24 protein-coding genes are annotated in these 26,036 nt (G+C 73.3%); 17 read left to right on the top strand and 7 right to left on the bottom strand.

Annotated elements, in window-relative coordinates:
* The coding region (locus BGO91_RS21160) for an L-serine ammonia-lyase, iron-sulfur-dependent, subunit alpha (protein ID WP_290474709.1) at positions 1-440 on the top strand (440 nt) is incomplete at its 5' end.
* A 728-nt stretch (positions 441-1,168) separates the two neighbouring features.
* Entirely contained in the window at positions 1,169-2,062 is an 894-nt protein-coding gene (locus BGO91_RS21155; protein WP_290474708.1) for a sulfurtransferase, read from the top strand.
* Here BGO91_RS21155 and BGO91_RS21150 read toward each other — a convergent pair.
* Both BGO91_RS21150 and BGO91_RS21145 read right to left on the bottom strand, forming a co-directional pair.
* Positions 2,013-4,838, bottom strand: coding sequence for an FAD-binding and (Fe-S)-binding domain-containing protein (locus BGO91_RS21150; RefSeq protein ID WP_290474707.1), 2,826 nt, complete (start codon positions 4,836-4,838; stop codon positions 2,013-2,015). The genes BGO91_RS21155 and BGO91_RS21150 overlap by 50 nt on opposite strands.
* Entirely contained in the window at positions 4,835-5,764 is a 930-nt protein-coding gene (locus BGO91_RS21145; protein ID WP_290474706.1) for an N-acetylglucosamine kinase, read from the bottom strand. Before BGO91_RS21145 ends, BGO91_RS21150 begins: the two co-directional genes overlap by 4 nt.
* A gap of 166 nt (positions 5,765-5,930) precedes the next feature.
* Here BGO91_RS21145 and BGO91_RS21140 point away from each other — a divergent pair, with 166 nt between their 5' ends.
* Complete coding sequence (locus BGO91_RS21140) at positions 5,931-6,809, top strand: MurR/RpiR family transcriptional regulator (protein ID WP_290474705.1); 879 nt, start codon at positions 5,931-5,933, stop codon at positions 6,807-6,809.
* A gap of 82 nt (positions 6,810-6,891) precedes the next feature.
* A complete protein-coding gene (locus BGO91_RS21135) occupies positions 6,892-7,380 on the top strand; it encodes a glutathione peroxidase (protein ID WP_021762489.1) in 489 nt (162 codons plus the stop codon).
* A gap of 28 nt (positions 7,381-7,408) precedes the next feature.
* Here the strand turns inward: BGO91_RS21135 and BGO91_RS21130 are convergent, their stop codons facing one another.
* Complete coding sequence (locus BGO91_RS21130; protein WP_290474704.1) at positions 7,409-7,699, bottom strand: hypothetical protein; 291 nt, start codon at positions 7,697-7,699, stop codon at positions 7,409-7,411.
* A 60-nt stretch (positions 7,700-7,759) separates the two neighbouring features.
* Here BGO91_RS21130 and BGO91_RS21125 point away from each other — a divergent pair, with 60 nt between their 5' ends.
* Positions 7,760-8,170, top strand: coding sequence for a TraR/DksA family transcriptional regulator (locus BGO91_RS21125; RefSeq protein WP_290474703.1), 411 nt, complete (start codon positions 7,760-7,762; stop codon positions 8,168-8,170).
* A gap of 36 nt (positions 8,171-8,206) precedes the next feature.
* Here the strand turns inward: BGO91_RS21125 and BGO91_RS21120 are convergent, their stop codons facing one another.
* Both BGO91_RS21120 and BGO91_RS21115 read right to left on the bottom strand, forming a co-directional pair.
* The gene (locus tag BGO91_RS21120; RefSeq protein WP_290474702.1) at positions 8,207-11,125 is read right to left on the bottom strand and encodes a helix-turn-helix transcriptional regulator; all 2,919 of its coding nucleotides are present in this window, start codon (positions 11,123-11,125) and stop codon (positions 8,207-8,209) included.
* A 73-nt stretch (positions 11,126-11,198) separates the two neighbouring features.
* On the bottom strand, positions 11,199-11,468 hold the full coding sequence (locus BGO91_RS21115; RefSeq protein WP_290474701.1) for a hypothetical protein: 270 nt from the start codon (positions 11,466-11,468) through the stop codon (positions 11,199-11,201).
* 120 nt (positions 11,469-11,588) lie between these two features.
* On the opposite strand from BGO91_RS21115, the gene BGO91_RS21110 reads away from it, so the two are divergent.
* Positions 11,589-12,182 carry an NADPH-dependent FMN reductase gene (locus tag BGO91_RS21110; RefSeq protein WP_290474700.1) on the top strand — a complete coding sequence of 198 codons (594 nt, stop codon included), beginning with the start codon at positions 11,589-11,591 and terminating at the stop codon, positions 12,180-12,182.
* Here BGO91_RS21110 and BGO91_RS21105 read toward each other — a convergent pair.
* Positions 12,157-12,669, bottom strand: a complete 513-nt coding sequence (locus BGO91_RS21105; RefSeq protein WP_290474699.1) for a metallophosphoesterase — start codon at positions 12,667-12,669, stop codon at positions 12,157-12,159. The genes BGO91_RS21110 and BGO91_RS21105 overlap by 26 nt on opposite strands.
* A 48-nt stretch (positions 12,670-12,717) precedes the next feature.
* Between BGO91_RS21105 and BGO91_RS21100 the strand changes: the two genes are divergently transcribed.
* The 10 genes from BGO91_RS21100 to BGO91_RS21055 all read left to right on the top strand — a co-directional run bounded on the left by BGO91_RS21100 (position 12,718) and on the right by BGO91_RS21055 (position 23,951).
* Positions 12,718-13,749 carry an aldo/keto reductase gene (locus BGO91_RS21100; protein ID WP_290474698.1) on the top strand — a complete coding sequence of 344 codons (1,032 nt, stop codon included), beginning with the start codon at positions 12,718-12,720 and terminating at the stop codon, positions 13,747-13,749.
* 297 nt (positions 13,750-14,046) lie between these two features.
* Positions 14,047-15,141: an adenosine deaminase gene (gene add, locus BGO91_RS21095; protein ID WP_290474697.1), complete on the top strand. Its 1,095-nt coding sequence runs from the start codon at positions 14,047-14,049 to the stop codon at positions 15,139-15,141.
* A 2-nt stretch (positions 15,142-15,143) separates the two neighbouring features.
* Entirely contained in the window at positions 15,144-15,884 is a 741-nt protein-coding gene (locus BGO91_RS21090) for a GntR family transcriptional regulator (RefSeq protein ID WP_290474696.1), read from the top strand.
* A gap of 186 nt (positions 15,885-16,070) precedes the next feature.
* The gene (locus BGO91_RS21085) at positions 16,071-17,090 is read left to right on the top strand and encodes a BMP family ABC transporter substrate-binding protein (protein WP_290474695.1); all 1,020 of its coding nucleotides are present in this window, start codon (positions 16,071-16,073) and stop codon (positions 17,088-17,090) included.
* 36 nt (positions 17,091-17,126) lie between these two features.
* Positions 17,127-18,626, top strand: a complete 1,500-nt coding sequence (locus tag BGO91_RS21080) for an ATP-binding cassette domain-containing protein (protein ID WP_290474694.1) — start codon at positions 17,127-17,129, stop codon at positions 18,624-18,626.
* Positions 18,623-19,711 (top strand): ABC transporter permease, encoded by a 1,089-nt coding sequence (locus BGO91_RS21075; protein WP_290474693.1) that lies wholly within the window; start codon positions 18,623-18,625, stop codon positions 19,709-19,711. Before BGO91_RS21080 ends, BGO91_RS21075 begins: the two co-directional genes overlap by 4 nt.
* Positions 19,708-20,664 (top strand): ABC transporter permease, encoded by a 957-nt coding sequence (locus BGO91_RS21070; RefSeq protein ID WP_290474692.1) that lies wholly within the window; start codon positions 19,708-19,710, stop codon positions 20,662-20,664. The genes BGO91_RS21075 and BGO91_RS21070 overlap by 4 nt, the downstream gene beginning before the upstream one ends.
* On the top strand, positions 20,661-21,809 hold the full coding sequence (locus tag BGO91_RS21065) for an acyl-CoA dehydrogenase family protein (protein WP_290474691.1): 1,149 nt from the start codon (positions 20,661-20,663) through the stop codon (positions 21,807-21,809). Before BGO91_RS21070 ends, BGO91_RS21065 begins: the two co-directional genes overlap by 4 nt.
* Positions 21,810-21,811: 2 nt before the next feature.
* Positions 21,812-23,185: an LLM class flavin-dependent oxidoreductase gene (locus BGO91_RS21060; protein ID WP_290474724.1), complete on the top strand. Its 1,374-nt coding sequence runs from the start codon at positions 21,812-21,814 to the stop codon at positions 23,183-23,185.
* Positions 23,186-23,495: 310 nt separating this feature from the next.
* Entirely contained in the window at positions 23,496-23,951 is a 456-nt protein-coding gene (locus BGO91_RS21055; protein WP_290474690.1) for an iron chaperone, read from the top strand.
* A 3-nt stretch (positions 23,952-23,954) separates the two neighbouring features.
* Here the strand turns inward: BGO91_RS21055 and BGO91_RS21050 are convergent, their stop codons facing one another.
* Positions 23,955-25,493, bottom strand: coding sequence for a methyltransferase (locus tag BGO91_RS21050; RefSeq protein WP_290474689.1), 1,539 nt, complete (start codon positions 25,491-25,493; stop codon positions 23,955-23,957).
* A 31-nt stretch (positions 25,494-25,524) separates the two neighbouring features.
* Here BGO91_RS21050 and BGO91_RS21045 point away from each other — a divergent pair, with 31 nt between their 5' ends.
* A complete protein-coding gene (locus BGO91_RS21045) occupies positions 25,525-25,800 on the top strand; it encodes an acylphosphatase (RefSeq protein ID WP_290474688.1) in 276 nt (91 codons plus the stop codon).
* Positions 25,801-26,036: the final 236 nt, after the last annotated feature.

Genomic DNA, 26,036 nt, shown 5'->3' with positions numbered 1-26,036 from the left:
CCGACGGCATCCGCCGCTACCTGCTCACCGCCACCGCGATCGGCTCCCTCTTCAAGGCGAACGCCTCCATCTCGGGTGCAGAGGGAGGCTGCCAGGCCGAGGTCGGATCCGCCTGCGCGATGGCCGCGGGAGCCCTGTGCGCCGTGCTCGGCGGCACGCCCCGCCAGGTCGAGAACGCCGCGGAGATCGCCATGGAGCACCACCTCGGCCTCACCTGCGACCCCGTCGGCGGCCTCGTGCAGATCCCTTGCATCGAGCGCAACGCCATCGCCTCCTCCACCGCGGTCTCCGCCGCCCGCCTCGCCCTCCACGGCGACGGCTCCCACCTCGTCTCGCTCGACACCGTGATCGAGACCATGCGTCAGACCGGCATCGACATGTCCACCAAGTACAAGGAGACCAGCGAGGGCGGCCTCGCGGTCAACGTCATCGAGTGCTGAGCGCCGCGCCCCGCGCGCCTGGCTCGCGAAGCGCCTGGCTCGCGAAGCGTGAGTAGTTGCGGGTATCCCGCGCCGCACACCCGCAACAACTCACACCTCGCGAAGCCGCGGACTCCCCCACGCGCGAGAGGTGAGTAGTTGCGGGTATTGCGGGCCAAATACCCGCAACAACTCACACCTCGCGAGAAGCCATCCACACGACGGCCGCCGCCCGCCCGCGAAGGGTGAGTAGTTGCGGGTATCTCGCGCCGCATACCCGCAACAACTCACACCTCGCGAAAATGGCCCGCTCACCTCGCACCGCTGGCGCGGCCGCGCACTCCCGCGCTCGCGCGCCCGCGCGCTCACGCACTCGCAAGGGCGAGTAGTTGCGGGTGTTCCGGGACGAATACCCGCAACAACTCACACCTCGCGAGAAGCGCCGCCCGCCGAGCGCCAAGCGCCATCCACCTCCGCCACTCGCGCGAGCGCGCGAAGGGTGAGTGGTTGCGGGTATTGCGGGGCGAATACCCGCAACAACTCACGCCTCGCGAGAAGTCATCCACACGTCGGCCGCCGCCCGGCCACGAAGGGCGAGTAGTTGCGGGTATTGCGGGGCGGATAGCCGCACCTGCTCGCACCTCGCGAGACCGCGCGAGCGCCGCGCGAGCGCGGCTCGGCGCGCGAGCCGGTTACGTCGCGTTGCGCGCGGGGTGCCGGGCGTCGGTGGCGCCGCCTAGCGTGGTCCCGTGAGCACGACACCCGCATCCGACGCCGACCGTTCGACCGCGCTGGGCGCCGCCCTGGCGGGGCCGCTGGTGTCCACCCAGTGGCTGTGCGACCACCTCGGTTCCGAGGGGCTGGTCGTGCTCGACGCGACGGTCGTCCCGGCCACCGGGGCCGACGGGCGCCCGACGTTCGTCAGCGGGCTCGACCAGTACCTGGTGGAGGGGCACATCCCGGGCGCGGTCTTCGCCGAGTTGCTCGACGGGTTCAGCGACGCGACAGGCCCGTACCCGTTCACGCGCCCGGATGCGGCAGCCTTCGCCGCGGCCGCGGAAGCGGTCGGCATCGACGCCGGAACCACGGTCGTGATCTACGACGCGGCCGCCGGCCAGTGGGCCGCGCGGCTCTGGTGGCTGTTCCGCTCGTTCGGCCACACGGGTGTGGCGGTGCTCGACGGAGGCGCGACCGCCTGGCGCGCCGAAGGGCGCCCCGTCTCTCGCGGCCACGTCGAGCCGCGCACGGGGTCCGGCTTCGCCGCCGCCGAACAGCCGGGCTTCTGGGCCGACAAGTCCACGGTCGCCGAGATCGCCGCGGGCGACCGCACCGCCACGCTGCTCTGCGGGCTCCCGGCGCGCGATTTCGCCGCCCGCCACATCCCGGGCAGCCTCAGCGTGCCGGCCGGGCGCCTGGTCTCGCGGGAGACCAACACGTTCCTGCCCGCGCGGGAGCTGCGCGAGCTGTTCGCCGACGCGCTCGCGTCGCCGGATCCGATCGTCGCGTACTGCCGCAGCGGCATCGCCGCGACCGCCGACGCCCTCGCGCTGGCCGTGCTCGGCCGCACGGACGTCGCCGTCTACGACGCGTCGCTCAGCGAGTGGACGGCCGACCCGCAGGCGCCGCTGGCCTCGGTCGCGTAGCCTCCTCGACGACCTCCAGGATGTGGCGGTACCGCTGGCCGGTCGCCCGCGACATCCCGAGCTCGCAGGTGCGGTTGGCCGACGCGTAGGCGGTGACGGTCCCAGCTGCCGCCGCCTCCGCCGCCAGCGCGCCGACCTCGGCCGCCTCGCGCTCGGTGGCGGAGGCCGTCAGCTCGGGATGCAGCAGCCCGCGGTCGCCCGCGAACGCGCAGCACCCGGCGTCGATGGGCACCGTCACGTCGGCGGCGACGGCCTCGGCGACGCGTCGCAGCGCGCCGTCGACGCCCAGCCGCTGGGTCGAGCAGGTCGGGTGCAGCACCAGCGACGGCAGCTCGTCGACGACGTCGAGGCCGGGCAGGAGGGCGGTCGCGGCGAAGTCCACGGAGTCCACGAAGCGCAACCGGGCATAGTCGCCGCCCGCCGTCACGGCCGCGTCGCGCAGTGCCTCCAGCCCCTCGGTGCAGGAGGCCGCGTCGCAGACGATCGGCAGCTCGCCGTCACGGGAGGCCGCCAGCAGCGCGGGCAGGACGCGCTCGGACATGCGCTCGTGACCGTCGTGGAAGCCCTTCGACTTCCACGGCGTCCCGCAGCACATCGACGAGATGCCGTCGGGCACGGTCACTTCCACGCCCGCGCGCTCGCAGAGGGCGAGGAACGCGGCCGTCGAGCCCATCCCGCCGCCCTCCGCGCCGAACATCGTGCCGATGCAGGCGGCGAAGAACACGGCCTGCGGCTCGGCGGCGGCGCGCGGCGACCGGCGTGTGCCGCCCCGGGGCAGCCCGGCGTCGTAGCGGGGCACGGTGTCCGAGCCGAGCAGCGCCCGGCCGACGTCCGTCGCCGCGCGCACCAGCGGCGCGGGGAGCGCATCGGCGACGGTGAGCGCCACGCCGCCCCCACGGCTCACGGGTCCCCACGCGGCGGCCGCAGCGTCCCACGCCCCGGCAGCGACGCGGGAGGCGGATTCCCCGCGGAGGCGGCGCACCAGATCGCCGGTGTTGATGTTGACCGGGCAGGCCGTCTGGCACATCCCGTCGACCGCGCAGGTCTGCACGCCCGCGTACTCGTAGTCGTCCCGCAGCTCGGCGGCGAGCGCCTCGTCCCCGGCCAGCTCGGCGGCTCGCAGCTCGCGCCGCAGCACGATGCGCTGCCGCGGGGTGAGGGTGAGGTCGCGGGAGGGGCAGGCCGGCTCGCAGTAGCCGCACTCGACGCACCGGTCGACCTCGTCCTCGACCGGCGGCGCGGTCTTGAGATCCCGCAGGTACGAGTCGGGGTCGTCGCTCAGCAGCACGCCCGGGTTCAGGATGCCGTGCGGGTCGAACAGCCGCTTGACCTCCTGCATCACCGCGTAGAGCTCGTCGCCGTACTGGCGGCGGACGAACGGCGCCATGATGCGACCGGTGCCGTGCTCGGCCTTGAGCGAGCCGCCGAGGCCGAGGATCAGCTCGACCATATCGTCGGTGAAAGCGCGGTACCGGTCGACGCCGCTGGGCTCCCCCAGCCGCTCGCTGAGCATGAAGTGGATGTTACCGTCCTTCGCGTGCCCGAAGATCACGCTGTCCTCGTAGCCGTGGGCGGCGAACAGGTCGCGCAGGCCGGCGCAGGCATCCAGGAGGGTCGGCACCGGCACGACGACGTCCTCGAGCAGCGCCGTGGTGCCGGGCGCGCGCGCTTCGGCGACCGTCGTGTAGAGGCCCTTGCGGATGTGCCAGAGGGCCGCGCGCTCGGCCGCGTCGGTCGTGAAGCGCAGCGGGAGGCTGAGCGGCAGGGCGTCGAAGACCGCAGCCGCGTCGGCGCGAGCGGCCTCGGCGGCCTGCGCGTCGGGCCCGTGGAACTCGACGAGGAAGGCGGCGTGGTCGTCGATCGCCAGCTCCCGCAGCTCCGTCGGCGCGTCGTCGGCGCGGGCGGCCAGTCGCAGGGAGGTGGAGTCCATGAGCTCGACGGTCGCGGCGCCGGTGGCCACGATCGCGGGCAGGGCGGCGGTCGCCTCGCGCAGCGTCCCGAACACGGCGAGCGCCGTGGTCGCGGCCGGGTGCAGCGTCACCGTGCGGAAGACGGCCTCGGCCACGAAGCCGAGGGTGCCTTCGCTGCCGACGATGAGATGGGTCAGGATGTCGACCGCGGTGTCGAAGTCGAGGAAGGCGTTGATGCCGTAGCCCATGGTGTTCTTCATGGCGAAGAAGCGCTCGACGGTCGCCACCGAGGCAGGGTCGGCGCGCACGCGGTCGCGCAGCGCGAGCAGCCCGGCATGCAGCTCCGGCTCGGCGGCGCACAGGCGCTCGTCGGCGTCGGCGAGGGAGGTGTCGAGCACCGTCCCGCTCGGCAGCACCACGACGAGCGATTCCAGCGTCCGGTAGGTGTTCTGCTCGATGCCGCAGGCCATGCCGCTCGAGTTGTTCGCGACGACGCCGCCGATCGTGCAGGCGATCTCGCTCGCCGGGTCGGGCCCGAGCTTGCGCCCGTGCCGGGCGAGGCGGGCGTTCACCTGGCGGACGGTCATCCCGGGCTGCACCCGCACGCGCGCGCCGCCGTCGAGCACGTCGGCCGTGCGGAACGCGTGGCGCGTGTCGGCGAGGACCCCGGCCGTCACACCCTGGCCGGACAGGCTGGTGCCGCCCGAACGGAACGTCACCGGCAGACCGCGGTCGCGCGCGGAGACGAGGAGGTCGGCGACCTCCTGGGCCGTGCCCGGGCGGGCGACCTCGGCGGGGACGAGCAGGTAGTGCGACGCGTCGTGCGCGGCCGCGTGGCGGTCGATGGCTTTCGTGGACGCGGTCACGGGCGGTCTCCTGCGGGGTCGATGGTCAGGTAGGGCGGGTGTCCACCCGCGGGCAGGCCGTCCGCGTCGGCCAGCAGCAGCGCGCCGTCGAGCGGGCGCACCGCCGGGGTCAGCAGCTCGACACCCGGAGCCGTCCGAGCGAGACGTTCGCGCAGCGGGTCGAGCAGCAGCGCGCCGACGCCGGTCACGCCGCCGATCACGGCGAGCCGCCTCGGGACGTGAGCGGCGAGCAGCGCCCCGGCCGTCGCGGCGAGCGCCTCGGCCGCCTCGCGCCAGATCCCGAGCGCGACCGGATCCCCCTCGCGGGCGGCCTCGGCCACGGCGGGAGCGAAGGAGGCGAGGACGCCGGCGCGGTCGTCGCGGGTGTACAGCCGCGACGGGAGGCTCTCCGCCGGCCCGAGCAGGCGCTCCGCGGCGGCCAGCAGCGCGGCCGATCCACCCGCGCGGCCGTCGTGCTCGCGCACCGCCGCACGCAGCCCGGCGAGCCCGATCCAGGCGCCGCCGCCCTCGTCGCCGAGGAGGTGGCCCCAACCGTCCGCCCGGCGCCAGACCTCGTGGAAGTCCGTCGCGAGCCCGACCACGCCCGTCCCGACCGCGAGCACGGCGCCGCCGTCGAGGCCGAGAGCGGCGGCCGCCGCCGTGACGGCGTCGGAGGCGAGCAGAATGCGCGCGCGAGGCCAGCGCCGGCGCAGCTCGGCGAGCACGGCGTCGGGCGGGGTCAGGCCGAGGAGGCCGCTCATCCCCACCGAGACCGTCGCCGCGGCGGCCACACCCTCCGGCGGCAGCGCCGAGAGCAGGTCGTCGAGGAGCGGCCCGACGCGGATGCCGTCGGGGCCGACGCTGACACCGGGCCCGGTGGCCGGCTCCTGCCCCGTCAGCGCCGCGCGCGAGCCCGTCCCGCCGATGTCGATCGCGAGCACGCTCACGCTCCGCTCACCCCGTCGATCCCTCGGCGCACGTCCGCCTCCTTCGTCGCACCCGCCGGTCCGCTCGGACCGCCAGGAAACACCATGACGCAAATTTACCGCCGATTCAATTCGAAGGAATATCGTTTACATGTCGCGTTCTTCCGGAACGGGCGGAGAGGATGCCATGAACGTGGACGCCGTCGCCCGCATCGGGCAGGCCCTGCCGGGGCTGCGCCCGTCGGAGCAGCGGGTCGGCCGGCTGGTCCTGGCCGAGCCCGCCGCGGTGGTGGACCTGCCCATCACCGGTCTCGCCGAGCGCTGCGAGGTCTCGGTCGCCACGGTCGTGCGGTTCTGCCAGGCCGTCGGGTACGCGGGATACGGCGCGCTGCGGCTCGACCTGGCCTCGACGCGGGGGCGAGAGGAGGTGTCGCTCGGCCGGTTCGGCGTGGCCGACGCCGAGATCGCGCCCGACGACGACGGCCGCGACGTGCTCGCCAAGATCGCCTATCACGAGGCCCGCGCCATCGAGTCGACCGCGGCCAGCGTCGACGTCCCCACGCTCGACGCGGTGGCCGACGCGGTCGTCGCGGCCGACCGGGTGGAGATCTACGGCGCCGCCTCCAGCAGCCTCGCCGCGATCGACCTGCAGCAGAAGCTGCACCGCATCGGCGTCATCGCCTTCAACACCAGCGACATCCACCTGGCGCTCACCGGTGCGGCCCTGCTCACCGAGCGCTCGGTCTCGATCGGCTTCTCGCACTCGGGGCTGACGCTGGAGGCCGTCGACAGCCTCCGGACGGCGCAGCGGGCGGGAGCGACCACGGTCGCGGTCACCAACTTCCCCGCATCGCCGATCGCGCAGCACGCCGACCACGTGCTCGTCACCAGCGCGAGCGAGACCCGCTACCGGCCGGGTGCGATGTCGAGCCGGATCGCCCAGCTCGCGGTCGTCGACTTCCTGTTCGTGCGCATCGTCCAGCGCCTCGATCCCGACTCCCTCCCCTCGCTGCAGCTGACCTACGACGCGGTGCAGACCCACCGGCACCCGCACGGGTCCGAGTGAGCCGCCCGTCCCGCCGCTGAGTCTTCGCTGTGGACCGCCGTCCGGCGCCCCGAGCGCCTCGGCGAAGTCTTACGCTCGCATCATGAGCCTCATGGACATCCCCTTCAGCACCATCGACGGCGCTCCCGCCTCGCTCGCCGACTACTCCGGCAAGGTGATCCTGATCGTCAACGTGGCCTCCCGCTGCGGCCTGGCGCCGCAGTACGAGAAGCTCGAGAAGTTGCAGGAGACCTACGGCGACCGCGGCTTCACCGTGATCGGGTTCCCGAGCAACCAGTTCCTCCAGGAGCTGAGCTCGACCGACGCCATCAAGGAGTACTGCTCCACCACCTGGGGTGTGACCTTCCCGATGATGGAGAAGGTGCGCGTGAACGGCCGTTCCGCCCATCCCCTCTACGCCGAGCTGACCACGCACCCCGATCAGGCGGGCAAGGCCGGCAAGGTCAAGTGGAACTTCGAGAAGTTCGTCGTGACGCCCGACGGCGCCGTGCACCGCTTCCGCCCGACGACCGAGCCGGACGACCCGGCGATCCTCTCCCTCATCGAGGAGACGCTGCCCGCTGCGGCCTGACGGCGCACCCCGGTGGCGGGAGGCCGCCTCACGCCCGGCGGAACCAGCGTCCGCCGACGCGCTCGGTGAGCCGCCATCCGGTCGTCTCGGCCATCGCCCGCACGCTCGCGAGCGTGTGCTCGGCGACGGCGAGCGCCTCCGGCACGGACTCGGCGACGAAGCGGACGGTCAGCCGGGCCTCCCGGGCGACCACGTCGACGCTCGAGGCCTCGACGACGGTCCATTCGGCAGCGGCGGCGGCAGCAGCGGGCTCGACGTCCTGAGGGGCGACCCCGGCGCGCAGAGCGCCGACGGACACGATGACACGATAAGAAGGCACGGCTCCGAGCCTACGGGCGCAGCCGGGGTTACCCTCTGACGGGGGGAAAGGAGTGCGCCGATGCACACGACGGACACGGGAACGATCGATCTCTACGGCGTGAGCGGTCTGAGCGAGGACGAGCTCGAGGAGTTCGCCGCCGTGCTCGACCGACGCCGCCACGACGACATCGCCGAGGGCGAGCACATCGCCGAGACGCTCGGCACGCTGCTGGCATCGCGGTCGGAGTCGACCTCGGACGACGAGCACGACCCCGAGGGGCCGACGCTCAGCTCGGAGTGGAGCCGGCTGCAGGCGCTGCGCTCCGACACCGCCCAGGATCTCGCCGCCGTCGACGCGGCCGGGGAGCGCCTCCGGCTCGGCACCTACGGCATCTGCGCCCACTGCGGGCGGCCGATCGGCGCCGACCGCCTCCGGGCCCGCCCGACCGCCGAGTTCTGCATCCACTGCGCGATCGCCTCCGAACGCTGAGAACGGGCCGGCGCACGCGGCGCCGAGCAGCACGGGCTAGCGCACGCTCTGGCCCGCCCGGTAGACCGCCTCGGTGCGGGAGGATGCGCCCACTTTGCGCAGGATGCTCGACACGTGGACGCTCGCCGTCTTGGCACTGATGAAGAGCCGTTCGCCGATCTGCTTGTTGCTGAGGCCCTGCTCGATCAGCGCGAGCACCTGCTCCTCGCGCTCCGTCAGCGGCGCGCCCGGACCGGACACCCCTGCCGGCGCGCGCGTGCCGCGCGGGGAGGTGAGGGCCGCGGCGGCCGCGGAGATCAGGCCGTACCCGAGCGCGTCGGCGGCGGCTCCCGCCTCCGCCGCCAGCCGGTCGGCCGCGGGCCGGTCCCCGGCGGCGATGGCCACGCGAGCGGCGCGGGCGAGCGCGTACGGACGCAGCTGCGCGGGCGCGAGCGGTGACGCCGTGGCCTCCACGGTCTGCCGCCAGGCGTCGACCGCGGCGGCGAAGGCGGCGTCACGATCGTCCGTCGCGACGGCGGCGCGCGCTGTCGCCAGCTCCGCGGTGGTCATCGCACCCCACACCGGCGCGGTGGGCCAGTGGGCGAGCCGGCCGAGAGCCGCCTCCACCGCCTCCGCGGAGGCCAGGACGTCGGAACGTTCGCCCGCCGGGTCGGCCAGCGCGCGGTCGGCGAGCGCGCGGGCCGCGGCGGCAAGGACGGGGAGGTCTTTCGCGGGGATCGAGCGATGGCTCTCGTCGAGCACCACCCTGGCCTCGCTCCACGCGTGCGCGGCATCACCGCGGGCGAGCGCGATCTCGGCTTCGATGCGCGCCACCCCGAGGAACGACTGCGCTTCGAGGTCGCCCTGCAGCCGCAGGCCCGTCCGCCAGCGGCGGAGAAGCGCGTCGGCCCCCTCCACGTCGCCGTGCCACAGGGTCAGCCACAGCTTCAGGTGCTGGAGGTGCGCGCGGAAGCTGGGCGGCGGGTCGAGCGCGAGCGCCGGGTCGAGCAGCGCCTCCGCCCGGTCGAGCTGGCCGAGCGCGAGGAGCGGCTCGATCGTGTTCGACGACAGGATGACGCCCGAGGTGCGCTCGACGCCGCGTTCCCGCGCGCGGGCGGCGCCGGCCTCGGCGATCCGCACGGCGTCGGCGTAGCGGCCCAGCCCGTTGAGGGCGTCGGAGGCGTTGACCGCGTGCCGGAGCAGCGCGGCGATGTCGCCGCCGGCGACGACGCGCGCCCGCTCCAGCTCGGCGAGCCCGCGCTCGATCTCGCCGGTGGCGACGAGCGCGCAGCCCCGGATGTTGTGCGCGATGGAGAGCCGGGGGTCCGTCGCATCGCCGAGCTCCTCGATGGCCTCGGTCGTGGTGTCGATCGCCTCGTCGAAGCGTGCGGCGAGCATGAGCCGGGCCGCCAGCTCGGCCAGCAGCTGCGGGCGGAGGGCGTCGCCGGGGCCGACCGAGCCAGCGGGGACGAGCTCGAGTGCCTGCCGCAGGAGCTCGATGCTGCCGGGACGATTGAGGTTGGTGAGGTACTGGGCCTTATCGCGCAGCAGCCGCGCGTGCCGGGCGGGCGCGAGCCCCGACGCGTCCTCGAGGGCGACGGAGACCATCGCGAGGGCGCGCTCGCTGTCGCCCGCGTTGCGGAGCGCCGAGGCCGTCCGGGCCTGGAGGTCGACGCGACTCAGCCCGCCGAGCGCCTCCGCGTCGGGGACGCGCTCCCAGAGCTCGAGCGCACGGTCGCCCATCGCGGCCACGGTGGCGTAGGCGTAGGAACGGCGTGCCTCGTCCATCGCCTCGACGGACGAGGTGAACGCGCGGCGCAGATCGTGCGCCGCCATCCAGTGGGTGGAGAGCTGGATGGCGGAGTGCTGCGGTCCGGCCTCCAGCGCTTCGGCGTACCGGGTGTGGAAGCGAGTGCGCTCCCCCGGCAGCAGGTCGGCGTGGACGGCCTCCCGCACCAGGGCGTTGCGGAAGACGTACTCGGTCGTGTCGGCCACCAGCACGTTGGCGACGATCGCCTCGCGCGCCGCGGCGTCAAGCTGCTCGGGGGTTCCGTCGAAGACGGCGGTGAGGAGGTCGTGCTCGACGCACACGCCGCCGGCCGCCACGATGCGCAGCAGGCGCTGCGCCGGCTCGCTGAGCCGCTCGTAGCGCGCCAGCAGCAGTTCGCGCAGGGTCTCGGGGAGGTCGTCGCCGGTGACCAGGCCGTCGATGCCGGCGAGCTCCTCGACGAAGAACGGCACGCCCTCGCTGAAGCGGTTGACCTGGTCGACGGTGGCGGCGTCGGGGACGCAGCCCAGGAGCAGCTCCAGCTGGCCGGCGACCTGGGCGCGCGTGAGGCGCCCCAGCTCCCAGCGGGTGACCCGGCGGGTGCGCTCCAGCTCGGCCAGGTAGGCGCGCAGCGGATGCCCGCGCGTGACCTCGTCGCTGCGGTAGCCGAGCAGCACCAGCACGCGGCCGCGCTCGCTCATGCGCACGACGAAGCGCAGCAGCTCCAGGGTGGAGGTGTCCGCCCAGTGGATGTCGTCGATGGCCAGCACGATCGGGCGCTCGGCCGAGAGGTTCTCGAAGAGCACGGTCACCAGCTCGTAGAGCCGCTCGGCGCCGGTGCGGGCCGGGACCGACGTGTGATCGCCGAGTTCCGGCAGCAGGGCGGAGAGACCGCCGGCGCCGGGGCCGGCGGCCGCCAGCACGGCGTCGAGCCCGACGAGCTCGATGAGGCGGCGCAGCGCGGCCGCGAACGGCCCGAACGGCGCCCCGTCGCTGCCGAGGTCGACGCACCGGCCCAGGAGCACGGTCGCCGACGACTCCGCCTGCTCGAGGAACTCGGTGATCAGCCGCGTCTTGCCGATGCCCGCTTCTCCGCCGATGACGACCGCGCGGGTGCCTCCGGCGGAGACCGCCCGGAGCTCGTCGTGCAGCGCCGTCAGGTCGGACTCCCGTCCGATCATCGTGGGGCTCGACGCCGGTGATCGCATACCTCCATGCTGGCACGCTCCACCGACATCGGTGAGTGGTCCCGTGACCGCTCTGCGGAGGGCAGAAGCCCGCTCACCGAGCGGTACGGGCCAGGTCGCGCGCGGCCGCCTCGGCCGACGCCTCCGCGCCCGCCGCCTCCGGCGCTCCGGCCGGGTGCGTCGCCTCGTCGACCCGGCGCGCGCGACGCGACCCGCGCACGATCCGGCGCGCCTCCCGCGCCTCGCGCCACCGCACGACGATCGCGCGCTCGCGTACCTGCCGCAGGAGCTCGCGCTCCGCCTGCCGGCGGGCGTCCTCCGCGGCGTTGACCCTGGCGTTCACATATTCTTCGAGCAGCAGCATCCGTCCATCCCTCTCGTCGATCCGACCACCTCAGACTGCTCGCTAAGGCAGGGGCCGAGCATCGGGCAGATGCCCTATTCCGGTCTTCCGCTGCGGCACGACCGGGTGCAGTCTGGCGGCATGGCAACCATCAACGTCCTGCAACCGCCCTACCGGGTCGGCTACTTCGTGGGCAGCCTCTCCACGAAGTCGATCAACCGGCACCTCGCCCGCGCGCTCATCCGCCTCGCGCCGGCCGAGCTCGAATTCACCGAGATCGAGATCGGCGGCCTCCCGCTCTACAACCGCGACCTCGACGGCGACTTCCCCGCCTCCGCGCTGGAGTTCAAGGCGACGATCGCCGCCCAGGACGCCCTCCTCTTCGTGACGCCGGAGTACAACCGCTCCATCCCGGGCGCCCTCAAGAACGCGATCGACTGGGCGAGCCGTCCGCACGGCGAGAACGTGATCGCCCGCAAGGCCTCCGCCGCCATCGGCGCCTCGACCGGCGCGATCGGGACGGCGGTCGCCCAGCAGCAGCTGCGCAGCGTGCTCAGCTTCCTGCAGGCGCCGCAGATGAACGCGCCGGAGGCCTACCTCCAGCTGAAGCCGGGGCTCATCGAGGAGGACGGCACGGTCACGAACGAGGGCACCGAAGCCTTCCTACGCGGCTTCATGGTCTCGTTCTTCGAGTACATCGAGCGCGTGCTCACGGTCGTGCCGAAGCCCGCCTGACCGGCACGAGCCGCACGTCGGAGAGCGCCCCGTCGGAGACGGTCGCGGTGAGGTACGTGCACTCGGGCTGCCGCCGGCGATCGGTCGGCGAGCCCGGGTTCAGGAGGCGCAGCCCGGCCGGCGACACCGTGTCCCACGGGATGTGGGAGTGACCGAACACCAGCACGTCCGCGTCCGGGAAGTCGCGGTCGGCCCGCGCCTCCCGCCCGCCGGCCGGCCCGGTCTCGTGGATGACCGCGAACCGGAGCCCTCCCAGCTCGGCCCGCGCCACCTCCGGCAGCCGCCCGCGCAGCTCCGGACCGTCGTTGTTGCCCCAGACGCCGATGAGCCGGCGCGACCGCTCCTCGAGCACGTCGAGCGTCGCCGCATCCACCCAGTCGCCCGCGTGGATGACCGCATCGGCGGAGTCCACCGCGGCCAGCACCTGCTCGGGCAGCGCCCGCGCGCGCTTCGGGACGTGCGTGTCGGAGATCATCAGCAGCTTCATCCCTCCGAACGGTAGGCGGGAGCGCCGCTCAGGGCTAGCTTCGCGGGTATGGAACTTCGCAACCTCGGAAACAGCGGGACCATGGTGTCGGAGCTGGCGCTCGGCACGATGACCTTCGGAGCGGAGGCGGACGAGCAGTCCTCCCACGCCATCCTGGAGCGCTACCTCGACGCCGGCGGCAATTTCGTGGACACGGCCGACGTGTACAGCGCGGGCGTCTCGGAATCGATCATCGGGCGCTGGCTGGCACGCAACCACGGCCGCCGCGACGGCATCGTGCTCGCCACCAAGGGCCGCTTCCCGATGGGGGCCGGCCCGAACGACCTCGGCCTGTCGCGCACCCACCTCCGCCGCGCCCTCGACGACTCGCTGCGCCGCCTCGGCGTCGACCACATCGACCTCTACCAGCTGCACGCGTGGGACGGCCTGACGCCGCTGGAGGAGACCCTGCGCTTCCTCGACGACGCCGTCTCGGCGGGGAAGATCTCCTATTACGGCTTCTCGAACTACCTCGGCTGGCAGCTCACCAAGGCCGTGCGGCTCGCGGCCGAGCACGGGTGGGCGCCGCCGGTCACCCTGCAGCCCCAGTACAACCTCCTCGTCCGCGGCATCGAGCACGAGATCGTGCCCGCCGCGCTCGACGCCGGGATGGGCCTGCTGCCGTGGTCCCCGCTGGCCGGCGGCTGGCTGAGCGGCAAGTACCGCCGCGACGAGTCCCCCACCGGCTCCACCCGCCTGGGCGAGAACCCGACGCGCGGCATGGAGGCGTGGGAGGCCCGCAACGCCGACCCGCGCACCTGGGAGGTGGTGGACGCGGTCGCGGCCGTCGCCGCCGAGGTGGGGGCGAGCCCGTCGCAGGTGGCGCTCCGCTGGCTGGCGGACCGGCCGGCGGTGACGTCCGTCATCCTGGGTGCGCGGACGATCGAGCAGCTGGACGAGAACCTCGGCGCGGCGGAGGTGGTCCTCCCGGATGACCTGCGCCGCACCCTCGACGACGCGAGTGCCCCGCGCGCGGAGATCTACCCGTACGGCGAGCAGGCGGTGGCGCAGCGTCACCGCAAGCGCGAGGGCGGCCGGTAGGGCGAGGCACGCGCCAAGGGAGGACATCACGGCTCATCCAGGCCTGATCTCCTCCCTTCCCTGCCTTCTCGGCACCTCGCGTCCCGAATCTCCTCCGTTGTCCGCGCCGTCGGTACGGGAGGAGGTTCGGCTCGTGCAGCCGTCGAATCGCGGTGAACGGAGGGGATCGCAGGGCCGACGGACAGGATCCCCTCCGTCAGCGACGCCGCGGGCGCAACAGCCCGACCCACAACTTGTCAACAAGCCGCGGCGCGGATTAGAGTCGGCAGGCCTGTCACCGCGAAAGGATGGCGCCCGATGACCACCGTCCTGCCCCAGACAGACCAGCCGCAGACCGGTCCCCGCGCCCGCATCGACGAGTCGTGGATCCGCGCCCTGCCGAAGGCGGAGGTGCACGTGCACCTGGAGGGCCACTTCACCCTGGTCGACCTGCTCGACCTCGCGAAGCAGGCGGGAGAGCCGCTCCCCGGACCGGCGGCGACGCTTTTCGACGTCACGACCCACCACGACTCCGACGGGGCAGGCGACCTCGGCGCCTTCCTCCGCTTCCTCGACTGGGAGTGCGGGCTGATCCGCACCCCGGAGCAGGCGGCGCGCCATGCCTACACGTTCGCCGCCCGCCAGACGGCGTCGGGCATCCGCTACACCGACGCGATCATCAACCCGACGCACTGGAGCGCCTGGGCGGGTCGCGTTCCCGAGCTGTTCGACGCGCTCGCCGCCGGGATCGACGAGGCGGAGCAGGACGGACTCGCCCCGGTGCGGCTCTGCTACTCGCTGCTGCGCCAGCAGAGCGCGGCCGAGGCGCGGGAGGCCGCCGAGTGGCTCGCCGCCGCCCGCCCCCGCCACGTGGTTGCGCTCTCGATCGACGGCGACGAGCGCGCCGCGGGACGGGTCAGCGCGCGCTTCGCGGACGCGTTCGCGATCGCCCGCGATGCCGGCCTGCACCGCACCGTACACGCGGGCGAGTCCAGCGGGCCCGAGGGGGTGCGGGATGCGCTCGACCTGCTGCACGCCGAGCGCATCGACCACGGCATCCGCTCCATCGAGGACCCGGCTCTCGTGCGGCGCCTGGCCGACGAGCAGATCCCGGTGGGCGTGTGCCCGCGCTCCAACATCGTGCTGGGTCTCTCCGACGACTGGGCGCAGCATCCCCTGCTCGCGCTGCGCGACGCCGGCGTGAACGTGACGATCAACACCGACGACCCGGCACCCCTCGGGACGACGCTCGAGGCGGACTGGGCGGTGTGCGCGGAGGCGTTCGCACTCGGCCACGACGACCTGGCCGGGTTCGCGGCGGCGTCGATCGCGGCCTCCTTCGCCGACGACGACACGAAGCGCCGGCTGGCGGCGGAGCTGGCCGCGACCCTCGACGCCCGCTCGGTTCGGTGACTGTGACCGACCGAGGCGACGCCAAGGCGCAGGACGACCGGCGTCTGCACAACGAGCTGCTGCGCGAGGTGCGGGAGGCGGCGGCGGCGAACGCGGCGCTGCCCGGCGAACTGGAGCTCACGGCCCGTCTCGGCTGCACGCGCCAGCAGCTGCGCAACGCGCTCGCCGAGCTCGAGCGCCAGGGCATCCTGCGCCGACGGCAGGGGGCCGCGACGACGGTCGACCACGTGGGCCTGCGGATGAGCGTGCGGCTGGAGGACCAGTTCGAGCACACCGTGCTCCTCTCGCGCATGGGCTACCAGGCCGGGGTGGAGGTGCTGGAGTCCGCGGTCGTCCCGCTGCCGGAGCACGTGGCCGCGCTGCTCGACGTGGAGGTCGGGCATCCCGCGCTCCGCAGCGTCAAGCGCTGGCGGGCCGACGGCGAACCGGCCATGCTCGCCTCCGGCTACCTGCTGCTCCCCGACGACTCCCCGCGCGAGCTCGACGAATCGGTCTTCACCGCGGTCGGCCAGGCGTGGGGCGAATCGCTGGTCTGGGAGGTCGCGACGCCCGGCGCGGCGGTGCTCGCGGGATCCGACGCCGAACGGCTCGACCGCCCAGAGGGCACGCCGGTGCTCACCTTCGAGCTCATCGGCGTCTCGGTGAGCGGCCGCCGCCTGTTCTACGCGTTCGAGCACCACCTCCCGGAGGTCGTGCGCTACTCGTTCGTGCGCTCCGTCCGGCCCCCGTGGGACGCGGTCTGACGCACTGATCCGCGGGCGTCGAGCGGGGATGGCCGGCGTCTGTGGCGTTTCGTTACGGCCGGCATCGCGGTTGGGACGACCTCCCGTGCACACTTGTCGACAAGTTGCACCTCACCCGTTCCGCACCTCTCCCGCGACGTCGCGATCCCCGCGATCCCCGCGTCCCCCCGAAAGGCCCCCACCCCCATGAAGCTGCGCTCCCTGCTCGCCCCGCTGCTCGCCGTGTCCGTCGTGGCCGTGCTCGCCGCCTGCTCGTCCGGCGCCACCGCCGGGTCCACCTCCGCCGCCGACAAGCCGAAGGTCGCCGTCGTGCTCGGCGGCCTCGCCAACGACGGCGGGTTCAACCAGTACGCGGCCGATGCCGCGCACGCCCTCGAGAAGAAGGGCGAGATCACCGCCCAGATCCGCGAGTCCGTCACCAGCTCGTCCGACGCCGAGGCGGCCTTCCGCCAGTACGCGTCGCAGGGCTACGACCTGATCATCGGCTGGGGCCTCGACTTCAGCAACTCGGTGTTCACCGTCGCGAAGGAGCTGCCGAAGGCGCACTTCGTCGCCACCGGCTCCGCCGACATCCTGGACAAGGCCACCGCCAACGTCGAGACCTGGACCTATGCGAGCGACCAGCAGGGCTACCTGACCGGCTGGGTCGCCGGCAAGACCGGGCTCTCCCCGATCGGCGTCGTGGACGGGCAGCTCGCCCCCTTCAACGAGACGTCGTACAAGGCGCTGTCGGTCGGCCTCAAGGCCGCGAACCCGTCGGCCACCGAGCTCGAGCCGATCTTCACCGGCAGCTGGGAGGACCCGACCCTCGCCAACCAGGCCGCCAAGGCCCAGATCGCGGCCGGCGCGAAGCTGATCGTCACCGGCGCCGAGGGCTACACCTCCGGCGTGCTCTCCGCCGCCAAAGCCGGCGGCATCGCGACCCTCGGCGCGTCCAGCACGTCCTCGTCCGACGCGAAGGCCGTCAACGTCGGCCTGGTGAAGCTCGACTTCACGCCCACCCTCGAGGAGGTCGTCGGGCACCTGAAGAAGGGCGACTTCGGCAAGCACTCCTACACCTCCACCATCGCCAACAAGGGTCTGATCTTCGCCGACATCAACGCCGTCGACGCCGCACCGGACCTGCCGAAGGACATCAGCGCGCAGGTCGACGAGCTCGCCGCGAAGCTCGCGAGCGGCGAGCTCACCATCCCGGCCATCGGCTAGAGCCGACCCCACCCGCACCCGGAGCCGCAGACCGCGATGACCGCCTCCCTCGCCCTCCTGGGCGCCTCCAAGTCGTACGGAGGCGCCCAGGTGCTGCACGCCGTCGATCTCGCCGTGCAGCCGGGCAGCATCCACGCCCTCGTCGGCGAGAACGGCGCGGGCAAGTCCACGGCGCTCAAGATCCTCGCCGGGCTGGAGCAGCCGACCGCCGGAACCGTGACGGTCGACGGCGCGCCCGCGGTCTTCTCGGGTCGCGCCTCCGCGATCCGGCACGGGATCGGGCTGGTCCCGCAGCAGCTCAGCCTCATCCCCGAGCTCACCCTCGCCGAGAACCTCGTGCTCGGCCAGCCGGAGCGGCTCGCCCGCCGGCGTCGCGCCGGCCGTCTGCTGCGGGAGGCCGCCGGCTCGGCCGGTCTCCCCGTCGAGCCGGACGTGCGCGTGCGCGATCTCGGTCTGGCGCAGCGGCAGCTCGGGGAGCTGGCGATCGCGCTCGCGCAGGGCGCGCGCATCCTGCTGCTCGACGAGCCCACGTCGGCACTCGGCCCGTTCGAGACCGCGGCGCTGTTCGAGCGGGTGCGCTCGCTCGCGGCCGCCGGGTACGCCGTACTCCTCATCACCCACCGGCTCGACGAGGTGCGCCTCGTCGCCGATACGGTCACCGTGCTCTCGCACGGCCGCGTGACCCTGTCCTCCCCCGTGGCCGACGTCTCCGACGAGGACCTCGTCCGGGCGATGGTCGGCAGCGTTCCCCCGGTGCCGCGCCGCGAGCACACGATCGCCGGGGAGGCGCGTCTCGAGCTGCGCGAGGCATCGACGGGCTCGACCGGCACGGGCATCGACGGCGTCAGCCTGAGCGTGCGCGGCGGCGAGGTCGTCGGCGTGCTGGGCGTCGCGGGCAACGGACAGACCGCGCTCGCGGAGGCCGCCGCGGGCATCCTCCCTCTCCGTTCCGGCACGGTCTCGGTCGACGGCGCCACGGTCACCGGTCGGCCGGACCGCGCCGCCCAGGCCAGTCTCGCCTATGTGCCCGAGGTCCGCATCGACGCCCTGCTGCCGGATGCCCCGCTCACGCGGTCCGCTGTGCTGCGGACGCTGGGGCTGGGCGGCCGGTTCCTCCGCCGCGGACGCATCGACACCCGCGCCGTGCGCAGGTTCACCACGGAGCTGCTCGAACGCCACGACGTGCGCCCGCGCGACCCGGACCTCCCGGCGCGCGCCCTCTCCGGCGGCAACCAACAGAAGCTCCTCGTCGGCCGCGAGCTCGACGGAGCCCCCGCCGTCGCCGTGCTACACGGCCCGACGCAGGGCCTCGACCTGCACGCCAGCGCCGTGATCCGCGGCGAGGTGCGCGCGGCCGCCGCCGCCGGGACCGCCGTGCTGCTGGTGAGCGCCGACACCGACGAGATCCGCGACCTCGCGGACCGCATCCTCATCCTCTCGAAGGGACGCATCGTGGACAGCCTCGACGCCGCCGACTTCGACAGCGCCCGCATCGGGCGCGGCATGGCCGGGCTCGGCGGGGAGGTCAGCGCGTGACCGCCCTCCCCACCTGGCTGCACCGCCGCCGCGGACCGCTGATCGCCGCCCTCTACGTTGTCGCGGGCTTCGCCGTCGTCTTCGTGCTCGTCGTCGCGACCGGCGGCGACCTGGGCGCGGCGCTCGGCGGGTGGTTCACCGGCGCCTTCGGCGACGGCTACAACCTCACTCAGACCCTCTCGAACGCGACTCCGCTCGCACTGGTCGCGATCGGCGTCTCGGTCGCGCTGCGCGCGGGCGTCGTCACCGTCGGTGCGGAAGGGCAGCTGATCGTCGGCGCCATCCTGTCGACGGTGGTCGCCCTCCTGCTCGGTCCGGATGCCAGCCCGGCCGTCGCCCTCCCGCTCGGCGCGGTCGCGGGCGTCATCGGCGGGATGCTGTGGGCGCTCCCGGCCGCGGTCGCCAAGATCCGCTGGAACGTCAACGAGATCCTCTTCACCCTGCTCGCCAACTACCTCGCCGTCTCGCTGCTGACCTACCTGCTGCGCACCGTGCTGCGCGACCCGGAGACCAACGCCAGCCCGCAGTCGCCGCCCCTGCCCCTGCCGTCGCAGCTCCCGCAGCTGCCGGTGAGCGGCCGCATCCACGTCGGCATCGTCATCGTCGCGCTGATCCTGCTCGGCGCCTGGTGGTGGTCCCGCACGCGGCAGGCGTTCGTGCTCGAGGTGTACGGGTCGCGCCCGGTGCTCGCCGCGCGGCTCGGCCTGACGCCACGCTCCGCCGTGCTCACCGCCCTCCTCGTCTCCGGCGCCGCCGCGGGTCTCGCGGGGTGGATGCAGGTGGCCGGCGTCACGCAGCGGCTCGAACCCTCCGTGTCGGGCGGCATCGGCTTCGCCGGGCTCGCCGTCGCCGTGCTCGGCCGCGGCAACCCGCTCGGGATCGCCCTGGCCGCGATCGTCTACTCCGCGCTGGGCACCGGAGCCGCGGGCGTGCAGATCGCCACGGGGACGACCCCGACCGCGATCGGCACCGTCACGCAGGGCATCCTGCTGCTGACCGCGGCGCTCGCGCTCGCGGCCCTGCAGCTCAGCCGCATCGAGAAGGCGGACACCATCGCCGCGAAGACCGAGACGGTGCCCGCATGAGCCCCGTCGAGTTCTGGACCGTCGTCCTCGCGGGTGCGCTCGCCCTCTGCGCGCCCATCGTCATCGCCGGCCTCGGCGAGATCTTCCTGGAGCGCACCGGAGGCTTCAACGTCGGCATCGAGGGGATGATGCTGGTCGGCGCCGTCTTCGGCGTGCTCGGCGCGCACGTCGGCGGCGTGTGGGTCGGCGTGCTCGCCGGGATCCTCGCCGGGCTCGTCCTCGGGCTGCTGATGGGCGTCGCCTCGGCGATCGCCAAGGCCGACATCGTGATCGTCGGCATCGCCATCGGGCTGCTCGGCGCGGGCCTCAGCGTGTTCCTGTTCCAGGCGCTCAACCCCGCCGGCTCGACCAACCAGACCGTCCAGACCCAGCCCCCGCTGCACCTGCCGCTGATCGAGGGCATCCCGGTGATCGGCCCGGGGCTCGCCCACGCAGGGACCTTCTTCTACCTCTCGCTCGTGCTCGTCGTGCTCTCCTGGCTGGTGCTCGACCACACCCGGTTCGGGCTGCGGCTGCGCGCCGTCGGCGACGACGAGTCCGTGGCGAAGACCCGCGGCATCTCGCCGACACGGTTCCGTCTCGGCGCCGCCGTGATCGCGGGAGGCTTCGCCGGGCTCGCCGGAGCGACCGTGCCGCTCGCGAGCATCGGGACGTTCTCGCCCGGGATGACGGGAGGCGCGGGCTTCGTCGCCCTCGCCGTCGTCATCATCGGCCGCCGCACCCCGTTCGGCCTGATCGCGGGAGCGCTGCTCTTCTCGTTCTTCAACTCGCTCGCGCTGCTCGCCCAGACCCAGAGCCTCGGGCTGCCGGTCGAGCTGTTCCAGGCACTGCCCTACCTGGCGACGCTGGTGGTGCTCTGCGTCGTCTCCCGGCGCGTTTGGCGGCGCGGCCGCGTCGTGCGGCGAGCCTCCACGTCCCCCACACCCTCCCCCGAACCCGAAGGAGCCCGATGACCGCCCCGACCAGCCTGCACGATCTCCCGGACGCCGAGCGCGCCCTGCTCGAGAGGGTCGGCGCGCTCGCGGCCGGCTTCGAGACCGAGGCCGCCGCGCACGACGAGCGCGCCGAGATCGCCGTCGACAGCCTCACCGCGCTGCACGACGCCGGCCTCAGCCGCGCGACCCTCCCGGAGCACCTGGGCGGCGAGGGCCTCAGCTACCAGGCCTTCGGCGAGGTCGTGCGTGTGCTCGCCGCCGCCGACCCGTCGATCGCCACGATCGTGACGATGCACACCGGCGCCGGCGTCGGGCTCGCCGAGTTGACCCGGGAGAAGAAGGGCTCCTTCTTCGCCGACGAGTTCCTCGCCGGCAAGCGCTTCGCCAACGCGCTCTCGGAGCCGACCAGCGGCAACCGCTTCCTCAACCCGCAGCAGGCGGCACGGCCGACCGAGGGCGGCTGGCTGCTCGACGGCGCCAAGCGCTTCGTCTCCGGCAGCGAGATCGCCGACTACCTGCTCGTCAACGCGCTCGTCGACGACGCCCCCACCTTCTTCGCCGTCATCCCCGACGAGACGGTCTCGATCATCCCGATCTGGGACACCCTCGGCCTGCGCGCCACCCGCAGCCAGCTCCTCTCGTTCAGCGACACCCTCCTGAGCGCGGAGCACCGCGGACGCGCCCCCGGCCCGGGCGACTTCGCCGCGGTGCCCGCCGGACTGCCCGCGATCTCGCTCGGGATCGCCGACGCCGCGCTCGGTGCGCTGGTCGACCACGCCAAGAACCGCTCCATCCTGGGCAAGCCGCTCTCGCACCAGCAGTGGATCCAGCACGAGGTCGCCGACGCGCAGTCCCGGCTCGAGGCGGTGCACGCGTTCTACCAGCGCACGCTCGCCGAGGCGGACGCCGGCCGGCCCGAGTTCTTCCCGAACCTGTCGCGCTCCAAGTACTTGGCGAACAAGATCGCCGTGGAGGTCGCCCAGCTCGGTGTCCGCGTGGGCGGCGCCTCCGGCTACCTGAAGCAGTCCCCCATCCAGCGCCACCTGCGCAACGCCCAGGCCGGCCAGCTCATGGCGTACTCGACCGAGGTGCTCGCCGGCGAGATCGGCAAAGAGGTGCTCGGCGTCGTCGAGTCCCCCGCCGAGAACGAGCAGGTGGCGTGACCATGGCCGACCGTCAGCGGATGATCTTCAACGCGTTCAACATCTTCTCCGTCTCGCACCACGACCAGGGGATGTGGGCGTGGCCGGGCAGCAAGCAGCTCGACTACAACTCGATCGACTACTGGGCCGACATCGCCCGGCTGCTGGAGCGGGGACGCTTCGACACCCTGTTCTTCGCGGACGTGCTCGCGCCGTACGAGGCGTTCGAGAACTCGCGCGAGCGCGCGGTCTACAGCGGCATGCAGTTCCCGATCAACGACCCGGGCGAGCTCATCCCCGCGCTCGCCTACGCGACCGAGAACCTCGGCTTCGTGCTCACGCAGAACATCCTGCAGGAGCCGCCCTACGCGTTCGCCCGCAAGATGTCGACGCTGGACCACCTGACCCGGGGCCGCATCGCCTGGAACATCGTCACCACGTTCCTCCCCGGCGCCGGGCGCAACCTCGGCCTCGCCGGCCTCCCGGAGCACGAGGACCGCTATGCGCGCGCCGACGACTACGTCGACGTGGTCTACAAGCTGTGGGAGGCGAGCTGGGAGGACGACGCCGTCGTGCGCGACCTCGCCCGCCAGCAGTACACCGACCCGGCGAAGGTGCACGAGATCAACCACGTCGGCCCGTTCTACGACGTGGTCGGCCCGCACCTCACCGAGCCGTCGCCGCAGCGCACGCCCTTCCTGATCCAGGCGGGCGTCTCGCCGCGCGGTCGCGACTTCGCCGGGCGCAACGCCGAGGGCCTGTTCATCAACGCCCTCAGCCCGGCCGAGGCCGCCCCGGTCGTCGCCGACGTGCGCGCCGCCGCCGTGCGCCACGGGAGGCGGGCGCAGGACGTCAAGCTGTTCGGCATCCTCGGCTTCGTCGTCGGCAGCACCGAGGAGGAGGCCAAGCGCCTCCACGAGGAGATCACCGACTTCCAGAGCATCGACGCCAACCTCGCCAAGCAGAGCGTCTTCCTCGGCTACGACTTCGGGCAGCTGGACCCGAAGGAGCCGATCCACGAGATCGCGAAGCGGCCGGAGGGCCAGGAGGGCATCGTCGGCAAGCTCATCGCCATGTCGCCGAACCCGCAGTACACGATCGGCGAACTCGTCCGCTGGTTCGGCAATCTGCGCGTCGTCGGCACCCCCGAGCAGATCGCGGACCACGTCGAGGCCTGGCAGGACGCGGGCGTCGACGGGATGAACGTGCAGTACGTCGTCTCCCCCGGCTCGTTCGAGGACTTCGTCGACCACGTGACCCCCGAGCTCCAGCGCCGCGGCATCATGCAGACCGAGTACCGCGAGGGCACACTGCGCGAGAAGGTCTTCGGCAACGGCCCGTACCTCCCCGACGAGCACCGCGCCCGCGGCTTCCGCCGCGCCGCCTTCGGCGCGTAGCCCCGCGTCGCCTCGCATCGATTCGGCAAGGGAGGAGATCACGGCTCGTTCGGGCACGGATCTCCTCCCTTCCCCGCGATCGGCCAGCTCGCGCCCCGAATCTCCTCCGGTGCCCACCGTGTCGGTATAGGAGGCGATTCGGCGTGCCGACCTGGCCGATCGCGGTGAACGGAGGAGATTCCTGGCCCTATTGCGAGAATCTCCTCCGTCGCCCACGCGCTCAACGGGGTCGAGCAGGAATGGAGAAGCGCGCGGGCGGGGGATGCGGGAGGCTGGACCCGTCAGCATCCAGAACTCCGGGAGGACCACCATGAGCCCCGCCACGACCGCCGACGACGGCTTCACCGCCGAGGAGCGCGCCGCCATGAAGGAGCGCGCGCAGGAGATCAAAGCCAAGCGCGCATCGAAGAACCTCTCGAAGGAGGAGCAGGCCGCCGCCGACGCCGCCGAGGTGCAGGCGAAGATCGCCGAGATGACGGAGGACGAGCAGGCCATCGCCCGGCGCCTCCACGAGCTCGTCGCCGAGCACGCCCCGTCGCTCGCGCCGAAGACCTGGTACGGGATGCCCGCCTACGCGAAGGCCGGCAAGACCGTCGTGTTCTTCCAGCCGGCCACGAAGTTCAAGGCGCGGTACTCCACGATCGGGTTCAACGACCCCGCGCAGCTCGACGAGGGCACGATGTGGGCGACCGCGTTCGCCGTGGTCGAGCTGACCCCGGCCGACGAGAAGATCCTCGCCGCGCTGCTGGAGAAGGCGGCGGGCTGATCCTCAGTCCTGCGGCGGGACCGTGAGCAGCCCGTCGACCAGCATCCCCCGCACCGCGGGCAGCAGGTCGTCGCGCAGCGCGGCCTCGTCGACCTCCAGCAGTTGAGCGAGCGCACCGACGATCGCCGCGACGCTGAGCTCGCCGTCGCTCGCGCCGGCCAGGGCCGCGAGTCCGGTGTCGGCCGAGACGGTGCGTCCGAAGCCGCCGCCCTGCCGGAGCAGGATGGCGGTCGGCGCGTCCGAGCCGGGCCAGAGGTGCCGCTCCTCGGTGACGTCCCCGGCCACCGCCAGCCGCAGCGCCGAGAGCGCGTCGTCGTCGAGAGCGGCTTGGAGGTCGTGGGCGGCCAGCGCCGCATCCAGCGCCACGCCCAGCCCGGCCTCGTTCGCCCCGAGCGACCCGTGGATGCGCTCGAACCGCCGCAGCGTCGGCACCCCCTCCGCGCGCCGCAGCAGGAGGTAGCCGAAGCCGACCTGCCGCACGCCGCGGGCCTCGAAATCGTCCAGCCACGCGCCGAGCAACTGGTCGAAGGCCGCCGTGCCGGGCCGGGTGCCGCCGTCGCGGATCCACGTCTCGGCGTATCCGGCCGCATCCTCCGTGTCGCGCTCGATCACCCAGGCGTCGAGCGGCGTCGCGGAGCCGTCCACCCAGCCGCGCACGCGATCGAGCGCGTCGGCGTAGCCGTGGTACTCCCAGTTGCCGAGCAGTTGCGCGACCCCGCCGGGCTCCAGGTGCTCGCCGCAGCCGTCGATGAACGCCGCGACGAGGGCGTCGCCGACCATCCCGCCGTCGCGGTACTCGTAGGCGGGCACGCCGTCGACGCGCGGGGTGATGACGAAGGGCGGGTTGGAGACGATGTGGTCGAACCGCTCCCCCGCGACCGGCTCGAACATGCTGCCGAGCCGGAACTCGATCCCGTCGACGCCGTTGAGCTCGGCGTTCAGCGCGGCCAGCTCGAGAGCACGCGACGAGATGTCCGTCGCGACGACCCGCTCGGCGTGGCGACGGGCGTGCAGCGCCTGGATGCCGCATCCCGTGCCCAGGTCGAGGGCCGTGCCCGCCGGGCGCTGCAGCATCAGCCCGCTGAGGGTCATGGAGGCTCCGCCCACGCCGAGCACGTGATCCTCCGGGAGCGCGTGGCCCAGCGCCAACTCGCCGAGGTCGGAGACGATCCACCACTCGGCCGGGCCCAGCGCGTCGACGAAGGAGTAGGGGCGCAGGTCGACCGCCGGGGTGACGCGTGCGTCGTCGCGGCGCAGGAGGCCGAGCTCCTGCGCCCCGTCGAGCCCCAGCGTCGGGAGGGCGGCCTCCGCCGCCTCGACGGTCGCCGGGCGGCCGAGCACGAACAGCGACGCCAGCGTGCCGAGTGGCGACGTCTCGCGGCGGGCGAGCGCCCGCTCCGCCGGAACGCGCTGGCCGCGGTGCAGCGCCTCCGCCGCCTCCTCGCCCCACAGGTCGGTGAGGGCGGAGACGGCGAACCCCGCCCCGGTCAGGTCGGAACGGAGTGCCGCGATCGATGCGGCGCGGTCGGCGGGTGAGCTCACCGGACCATTCAAGCAGGAGCAGAATGGGCGTGTGATCCGCAAGAGAGCGATCGTGACCGGGACGGTGCAGGGCGTCGGCTTCCGCTGGGCGGCGCGCGAACAGGCTCAGGCCATCGGCGTGGCCGGCTGGGCGCGCAACCGCGCCGACGGCAGCGTCGAGGTGGAGGTCGAGGGCGAGCCCGCCACCGTCGATCGGATGCTCGCGTGGCTGCGGGAGGGGCCTCCCGGGTCCGAAGTGGCCGCGCTCGACGTGACCGACGCCGCGCCTGACGGCGACGACGGCTTCCGCATCCGCCAGACCGTGTGAGTGGTCGGAGCGTGTAGCGCTGACCGGGGCGCGCGGGGGCGCGGGGGCGCGCCACGATTGCGGCGCCCCGGCGCGTCTGCGGTAGCAACTGCTACGGCTCGGGACGTCTGCCGTAGCAACTGCTACGGCTCGGGACGTCTGCCGTAGCAACTGCTGCGGCTCGGCGCGTCTGCGGTAGCAACGGCTACGGCTCGGCGCGTCTGCGGTAGCAACGGCTACGGCTCGGGACGTCTGCG

Source organism: Leifsonia sp. 71-9 (assembly GCF_001898805.1).
GTDB lineage: Bacteria > Actinomycetota > Actinomycetes > Actinomycetales > Microbacteriaceae > Leifsonia.
The sequence above is the reverse complement of the archived record's forward strand: the minus strand, read 5'-3'. Positions and strand labels throughout refer to the sequence as shown.